Here is an 8,193-nt window from a genome sequence, read left to right on the forward strand (position 1 = left end):
GCCTTGCGGTCGGTCTTGCCGTTGGCGGTCAGCGGGAGGCTCTCCCGCCAGTGGAAGGCCGAGGGCACCATGTAGGAGGGCAGCGCCGCCGCGAGCCGCTCGCGCAGCGTCCCGGGCGGGATCCGCCGGCCGGTGTGGAAGGCGATCAGATGCTTGTTGCCGCCGCCCCGCTCGGCGACGACCACCGCGCCGTCGCGCACCCCGGCCACCCGCAGCAGCGTGTTCTCGATCTCGCCGATCTCGATGCGGAAGCCGCGGATCTTGACCTGGTTGTCCCGGCGGCCGAGGAACTCCAGCTTGCCGCCCGGATGCCAGCGGCCCAGGTCACCGCCCAGATACAGCCGCTCACCGGGGTGGTACGGGTCCGTCCGGTACGCCTCCCGGGTCCGCTCGGGATCGTTCACGTAGCCCCGGCCCACGCACACGCCGGAGAACGCGATCAGCCCCGGGGCGCCCAGCGGCACCAGCGACAGGTGCTCGTCGACGACGTACACGCGGACGTTGTGCACCGCGCGGCCCAGCAGCACCCGGTCCGGCACGCCGTCCAGCACCTCGTGGTTGGTGTCGTCCGAGGTCTCGGTCAGCCCGTAGGCGTTGAGCAGCCGGATCCCCGGCTGGAGCGCGAACCAGCGCTGGGTCAGCTCCCGCTTCAGCGCCTCCCCGGTCACCGACACGCACCGCAGGTCCGGCAGCGCGCGCGGACGCTGTTCCAGGTACGAGACCACGACCTCCAGGTAGGAGGGCACGAGCTGGGCCACGGCGACCCGGCCGCGCACCAGCGTGTCCACGAACCGCTCCACGTCCGTGATCACGTCCTGGCCGACCAGCAGGGTCCGTCCGCCGGTCAGCAGCGCGGACAGCAGCTGCCACAGCGAGATGTCGAAGCACTGCGGCGCCGTCTGCGCCACCACCGACCCCTCGCCGATCCCCAGGTCGCCGATCTTGGCGTACAGGTGGTTGAGCAGGCCCGCGTGTTCGCACATCGCCCCCTTCGGCTCCCCCGTGGAGCCGGAGGTGAAGTAGATGTACGCCAGCCGGCCGGGCTCGATCGGCAGCCCGGGGTCGGTGTCGGGGTGCGGCTCGGAATACGCCGTCTCCACCGGCAGCCTCACGGCCCCCGGTACGGCCGCCAGCGCCTCGTCGAGGTGCTCGGTGCCGCCGGACCCGGTGAGCACCAGCCGGCACTCCGCCCGGGTCAGCATGGCCGCGATCCGGCCCGCCGGGAAGTGCGGCTCGACGGGCAGATAGACACCGCCCGCCTTGAACACCGCCAGCGTCGCAGCCAGCCAGTCCAGATCGCGCTCGGTGACGACCGCGACCACGTCCTCCGGGCCCAGCCCGCGCTCCAGCAGGGCGTGCGCCAGCCGGTTGGCGCGCGCGTTCAGCTCCCCGTACGTCCACGTCCGCTCGCCGTGCACGGCGGCCACCCGGTCCGGGTGCTCCCGCGCCCGCCGCTCGAACAGCTCGTGCGCGCGGGCGTCCGGCAGCTCCCGGCGCGGTCCCGCCAGCCCCTGGAGCTGCTCGCGCACCTCCTCGGCCGAGAGCAGGCTCTGCTGGCCGTGGTCGGCGTCCGGGGCGGCGGCCAGCAGGGCGAGGGCCTTCAGGTGGTAGCCGCCGATCCGGGCGGCGGCACCGGCGTCCAGTACGTCGGTGCGGTACCGCAGGCGCAGGGCCAGCCCGCCGCCCCGGTCGTACCAGCGGACGTGCAGCACACCCTCGTCGGCGCCCGGCCCGCCGGCACCGGCACCCCGCGCACCCTCGGGGCCTTCGGTGCCTTCGGGGCCCTCGGGACCGAACACCACCTCGTACGGCGGCTCGGTCAGGCCCAGCTCGCGGCGCAGCCCGGCCACCGGGAACTCGCGGTGCGCCAGCAGCTCGGCCTCGGCGCGCTCGGCTGCCGTCACCAGCGCCCGCCAGGACCCCGGCGGGACGGTCAGCCGGCACGGCAGCGGCTCGCCGCGCACCCCGGCGGTGTACCCCGTCACCACCTCCGGCTCACCGGACAGCGCGGCCAGCACCTTGGCGTGCGCCGCCAGCAGCACCGCGCTCAGCGGGAGCCCGGAGCGCCGCACCAGGGCGCGCACCGCGGCCGTCACCTCCTCCGGGACCGCCGTCTCCTGCTCCAGCACACCCGGCACCGGCTCCGGCACCCAGCGCGGCACCACGGTCGCGCCGCCGGCGGTCAGCACACGGCTCCAGTAGTCCCGGTCGGCTTCCACGCGCGTTTCCATCGATGGCCTTCCTCACCTGGTGGCGGCAGCGGCGGCGTCGGTCTTCTTCTCGGCCAGGTCCGGCGGGAGGACCCCGCCGCCGGCCTCCGGCATGTCCACGGCCGGGTTGCCGCCCCAGTGGGCGTTCGGGGGGACCTCCTCGCCCTTCATCAGGAAGGAGTCGGGGGCCAGCACCGAGCCCTCGCCCATGGTCACGCCGTAGTGCACATGGGCGGCGACGCCCAGCGTGCAGCGGGCGCCGAGCGTGATGCCGTCGGACTTGAAGGTGCCGTCCTCCTGCGAGTGGCACTGGATCTTGCTGCCGGCGTTGAGGGTGCACTCGTCGCCGACGGCGGCGAGGGTCCGCTCGGTCATGAAGCAGCCGTCGTCGAACACCCGCCTGCCCATGCGCACCCCCAGCAGCCGCCACACGAGGCTCTTGTAGGGGGTGCCGTTGAAGATGTTCAGGTACTGCACCGGGATCTTCCACAGGCGCTCGTGCAGCCAGAAGTTCCGGTCGTAGATGGAGCACAACTGGGGCCGCAGCGCCCGGAACCCGGTCATGCAGCGTTCCACCAGCACGTAGTAGGCGGTGGACAGCAGCAGTGTCAGCGCCAGGTACAGGGCGATCACCACATGGCCGGCCGCGCCGTACAGGTCGACCGAGACCAGGGCCAGCAGCGTCAGCAGGAACACGTGCAGCCAGCGCGCGAACAGCATCAGCGTCATCGACAGCAGGTTGTAGCGGTTCTTCGCGGCCAGGTGGCGGCGCAGTTCCTCGCCCGTGCGCAGATGGTCGAACCGGGCGTCGCGGTCCACCGAGCGGGGGATCTCGAACGGCGGCGAGCCGAGCAGCCCGACGTTCGTGCGCACCTCGCCGTCCAGCGGCACCAGCACCTTGGTCGCGAGCAGACAGTTCTCACCGGTCCGCCCGCCCGCCGGATAGGCGATGTTGTTGCCCAGGAAGTTGTGCGCCCCGATCGTCACCCGTGACAGCCGGAAGGACGTACCCGAGTACTCGGCGTTCACCACCGACAGCCCGTCGGCCACCATCGTCCCGGTGCCCACGGTGACCAGGAACGGCGTCTCGTGCTGCACCTCGGTGCCGAAGTTGGACCCGGTCTGCTCGATACGTGACAGGTCGTAGCCGAGTCTGCGGAGGTAGTACACGATGTACGAGCTGTCGCCGAACAGCCAGGCGAAGAACTTGACGTTCGTGATGCGGGCCGCCACCCGGTGCAGCGTGTAGTGCACTCCGTACAGCGGATAGACCCGGTCGGGCCGGACCAGCAGGCCCAGCAGCCGCGGCACCGCGTACAGGGCGACCAGCCCCGCGCCGACGAGGCCGAAGAACAGCACGAGGGAGACGGCCAGCGCGTCGGGGATCAGCTCGGACCGGCTGAGCACGGCCGTCTGCGGGTCGAGCCGCTTGCCGATGGCCGGTATCCCGGTGAACACCATGTACACCCCGCCGAGGGTGACCGGGATGTAGACGAACAGCAGTTGCAGCAGCGTGACGGTGCCGAACCAGGCCCGGCGCAGGGTGCCGCACCGGGCGGGCGGCACCCGTATGTGGTCCACGTCGGTGGGCTCCGCCGGGGAGCCGTGCCAGCGCTCGCCGTCCGGGACCGCCTGGCCGCGGTGCAGCGCGGAGGAGTGGCCCAGCTGGGCGCCGTCGCCCAGCGAGGTGTCGATGTCCAGGACGGTCTTCTCACCGACGAAGGCGTCCCGGCCGATCGTGACCCGGCCGGTCTGGATCCGGCCGGCGTACGCCCGGTAGCCCAGGAAGAAGGACTCCTTGCGGATCAGCGTCCCGGCACCGATGGTCAGCAGGTCGGTGCAGACCGGGACCGAGCGGGAGAGGATCGTGACGCCTTTTCCGATCCGCGCGCCGAGGGCCCGCAGATAGAACACATACAGCGGGGTGCCGACGAGGAACACCATCGGATTCGCGTGCAGCAGCACCTTCACGAACCAGAAGCGCGCGTACGCCAGCCCCCAGAGGGGAAACTCGCCCGGTTTCCACCGGCCGACGAGAATCCATTTCGCGAGGACCGGAAAGGCGCACAGCGCGACGAACGCGATGCCCCCGGACACCAGGGCGCGCAGATAGACGCCGCCCGGTCCGGAAGCCTCGGATATCCACTCGTATCCGCGGGCGGTTATGTATCCGTAGACGAGGGAGTAGACCAGGAACACCAGCAGCTGGAACGCCCCGCACAACCGGTGGTGGAGCGGGTTCACCCGGGTCGCCGCGACCGGTGCCGGCGCCGCTTGCGCCGCGGGCGCGGGGGCCGCCGGGGTGTCGCCGTCGGGCGAGGCCGGGGCGAGGGCCTCGGCCAGGCCGCGGATCGTGGGGTGCCGGTAGATGTCCCGGATGGACGGGGAGGGCAGGTCCGGTATTTTCCGCAGCCGTGCGCAGAACTGGGCCATGACCAGGGAATTGGCACCCAGATCGGTGAAGAAGTGGCTGTCGGCCGGAACGTGGTCGGCCTCCACGAGTTCGGCCAGTGCCGCCGCGAGTTTCCGCTCGGTCTCCGCCCTGGCCGGTCCGGTGTCGCTCATGGTGACGGCGGTTTCGTCCGGCCCGGATATGGGGACCTCGGAGGACTGCTCCACCATTCGATCTCCTGAGGACGTATGGATGGCCTTTGCCGTCCGGATCCCTTTCGATCACGAACCGCCGTTTTCAGTCTGGCGAGCCGGACGGCACCCTGCCACTCAACGAAGACCGCCACGCCCCCGGAAATCGGCCCCGGAACCGCGCACCCGGGCCCCTCATGCCTCCCACGCCCCACGCTTCACCCGATCGGCGGGCCCCGGACGCAGTAACGACGACCGGGGCCGGCCCCGGCGGGACCGGCCCCGGACCGCGCACCCGGGCGGGACGGCCGTCAGCCGTCCTTGCCCATGGTCCTGCGCACCAGGTCCTTGGTGCGGTCCATCAGCGCGGCCACCGGCCCGAGCGCCGCGTTCGCCGCGCCGGACTCCACACCGGGGTGCGGATGCGTTGGGGCCATCGCCTCGGCGGCCTTGACGGCCTTGGCCATGGCGGCGAGGCCGGTGACGTCGGTGCTGCGCCGGATGTGCGTGAACTCGTAGCGTTCCTCGGCCCGGGCGTGCTCCTGGACGTCCGTGCGCAGCCGCGTCAGACGCGGCAGGAACTCCGGGTCGTCGGTGTCCGTCCCGTCCAGTGCGGCCAGCGCCTCCTTGGCGGCCCGCTCCTCCGCGAGCCGGTCCCGGACGACGTCCCCGCCGCCGGGCACGGCGCGCCGGGCGAAGGGATGGACGACCTCCTCCTCGGCGGTCTCGTGCACGGCCAGCAGCCGCACCAGCCGCCGGAACGCGTCGCGCCGTTCGTCCCCGGTCGCGGCCTCCACCTCGTCGAAGAGGTTGCGGATGTCACCGTGCTGGCGCATCAGCAGCGCCACCACGTCCGTGTCCTTCGCCCCGTCGTCACCGGCCTGCGGAGTGTGCGGCTCGGACATGTCGGCTCCCTCACCTCTCGCGCATACGGGGGTCGGCGTGCTCGCCCTCGGACTCGACGCGGTACTCGCGGCCGAACATCCGGTCGTGCTCCGCCATGACCCGCGCGCTCGGCGGCTCCTCGCCGCCGTTGATCCGCTCCTGCATCCTCTCGAACCGCTCGTGCGCCTCGCGCACATAACCGGCGCCGAGCGTGGTCAGGTCCATCTGGGTGTCGAGCAGGTGCCGCAGGTACTGCTTGTTCGGCTCGAAGGTGAGCGCGGGCGGTAGCTCGGGCGCGAGGATCTCCTGCGGCTCGCGGCCGTCGTAGCGGCGCATCAGGTCGCAGGCCGTGTGCAGGTGCTCCAGCTCCATGTTCAGGTGCAGCTCCCAGATCGCCTTGACCTTGGGATCGCTCTCCTGCTCCATGAAGGAGTGGTAGAGGTAGCACTCGTTGTACTCGTGGTTGACCAGCTGCTCCCACCAGGTCTCCCCGGGGTCCACCAGGGACTCGTAGTGGGTGACGTGCTCCTCCTCGATCAGCGCGATCTCCTGGTAGAGCTGCCGCGCGATCGGCTCCATGCAGGTGGGGCCGGTGTTCATGTAGAAGTTCATGGTCTGCTGCTCCGCGGACATGACCGTCAGCGCGTGCAGCTTCGACAGCGGGCTCGTGGCCGCCCTGTCGTAGGGGTCGCGGACGTTGTCGTACGGGTCGCGGTGGTGGAACCTCGTGGGCCGGCCCGGCATGACCTCGGTGAGGCCGTCGACGATCGACTCGGCCTTGCGGTGCTCGATCATCTCGTACAGGTTGGCGTACCGGTACAGGTGGTCGAAGTCCTCCAGGACCCCGAACTCGTACGCCTGCTTCAGACAGGGGTCCGGCTCCATCCGCGCCACCCACGCCGTCAGGTCCACCGCGACCTGCTCGTAGGCGATGGTCGTCTCCAGCACCGAGGACACCCCGGGCAGCAGCCAGTTGACGGCCTTCTGCTGCTGGGCCTCGATGTAGCGGGTCCGGGCCAGCTGCCGCTTCACCTCCGGGTCGAGGGTGTTGCGGGCGAGCCTGTGGCTGAAGAGGATCGCCTCCACCTCGATGCCGTTCATGGTGATGACGCGGCACCGGGTGTACGGGTCACAGTGGTCGGGATCGATCGGCTGCACGTCGAGCTCGCGCCAGTTGCGCAGCTGACGGTCCAGCGGGATGCCCCGCTGCTCCAGGGGGTTGAAGGGCATGGAGGCCACTCCTGTGACGATTCGGGGGTGGTGAGGCGGCCCCCGCCGCCGCACCGCGTGCGGGCGCCGGGGGACCGCGCTCATGTTTCGGCCAGGCCACCCGCCCGGCCACCGCCCACGCCCGGACGGCCGCGGGCTTCCTCCCTTCGTGCGACGCACTGGGCTGTTCGCCCCGGCCCGGGACCCGCGCCGCGCCCGGCCCGTGTGCCCCGTCGCCGTTTCCGCCGCGCCGGCGAGGGGACCCGTGCCGCGTGGCGGCGTATGGAGCGGAACACCGGGTGCGGCGGCCCGCGTTGAGGGCGGGCTGGATGACGCAGACGTTCGTGCACTGGGCGTATCCCGTGGAGGCGGTGCGGGCGCTGGTGCCGGAGCCCTTGGAGGTGGAGGAGTACGAGGGCGGCGCCTGGGTCGGGTTCACCCCGTTCGTGATGGCGGACGTGCGCCCGGCCGGGGTACCGGCCCGGCTGCCCGGGCTCCCCACCTTCGCGGAGACCAACCTGCGGACCTACGTCCGGCACCCGAACGGCCGGGACGGGCTGTGGTTCCTCTCCCTGGAGGTCGCCTGCCCGCTCATGCCGGGAGCGCGCGCGATCGGCGCGCCGTACCGCCCCGGCGCCCTGGAGGTCACCCGGAGCGGGGAGAGCGTCCGCTACACGGGCCGCGGACGGACGGGCCGCCCCTCCTGCCGGCTGGCCGTCCGCCCCGGCGCCCCCATCGAGCGGCCCACCGGGCGGGACGTCTGGCCGACCTCGCGCTGGCGTGCGTACACCCGTCGGCTCGGCCTGCTGTGGGAGACGCCCGTGGAACACGAGCCCTGGCCGCTGGCCGGCGCCACCGTCGAGGAACTGGAGGAGACCCTGACCGCCGAGGCGGGTCTGCCGGCCCCCGCCGGCGAGCCCGTCACGCACTTCTCGGACGGAGTCAGGCATGTGCGGATGGGCGTCTCGGTGCCCTGCTCGCGGACCCCGTGAGCCCGGGGGAGCACCCCCGCGCAGGCGAACGCTCCGCTTCGAGGGCTGGATCGCGGGCCTGGGCACGGCCTCCGGCACCCGGATCGTGCTCGGCCACTGGCAGCGGTCGCCGTTCGGCCCGTTCAGCGACGTGATGCTGGAGCACCCGGACGGCGAACGGCTGCTGCTCGCGCCCACCCGGGAGACGGCGGACTTCATCGACGGCACCTACGTCTTCGACACCGTGCGCGTCGTGCCGGTGCGGGTCGGTGTGGCGGACGGCGCCTGGACCGTCACCGCGGGGCCGCTCCGGCTGCGCTTCGTCACCGGGCGGC

The 8,193-nt window shown here is 72.2% G+C and carries 5 protein-coding genes and 1 pseudogene; 2 read left to right on the forward strand and 4 right to left on the reverse strand.

The window, feature by feature from the left end; genetic code table 11:
* The 4 genes from H5J33_RS15790 to H5J33_RS15805 form a co-directional block, all read right to left on the reverse strand.
* The coding region (locus H5J33_RS15790; RefSeq protein WP_181795540.1) for an amino acid adenylation domain-containing protein at nt 1–2,231 on the reverse strand (2,231 nt) is incomplete at its 3' end.
* Between the two features lie 12 nt (nt 2,232–2,243).
* Nucleotides 2,244–4,832, reverse strand: a complete 2,589-nt coding sequence (locus tag H5J33_RS15795; protein ID WP_181795541.1) for a Pls/PosA family non-ribosomal peptide synthetase — start codon at nt 4,830–4,832, stop codon at nt 2,244–2,246.
* A 272-nt stretch (nt 4,833–5,104) separates the two neighbouring features.
* On the reverse strand, nt 5,105–5,698 hold the full coding sequence (locus H5J33_RS15800; protein WP_181795542.1) for a hemerythrin domain-containing protein: 594 nt from the start codon (nt 5,696–5,698) through the stop codon (nt 5,105–5,107).
* 10 nt (nt 5,699–5,708) lie between these two features.
* Nucleotides 5,709–6,908: a hypothetical protein gene (locus H5J33_RS15805; protein WP_181795543.1), complete on the reverse strand. Its 1,200-nt coding sequence runs from the start codon at nt 6,906–6,908 to the stop codon at nt 5,709–5,711.
* Between the two features lie 308 nt (nt 6,909–7,216).
* On the opposite strand from H5J33_RS15805, the gene H5J33_RS15810 reads away from it, so the two are divergent.
* Both H5J33_RS15810 and H5J33_RS15815 read left to right on the forward strand, forming a co-directional pair.
* The gene (locus H5J33_RS15810; RefSeq protein WP_181795544.1) at nt 7,217–7,879 is read left to right on the forward strand and encodes a YqjF family protein; all 663 of its coding nucleotides are present in this window, start codon (nt 7,217–7,219) and stop codon (nt 7,877–7,879) included.
* Nucleotides 7,836–8,193, forward strand: a pseudogene (locus H5J33_RS15815) (hypothetical protein); the annotation flags it as partial. The gene H5J33_RS15810 and the pseudogene H5J33_RS15815, both read left to right, overlap by 44 nt.

The sequence above is a fragment of the Streptomyces sp. WELS2 genome, assembly GCF_013870595.1.
Lineage (GTDB): Bacteria > Actinomycetota > Actinomycetes > Streptomycetales > Streptomycetaceae > Streptomyces.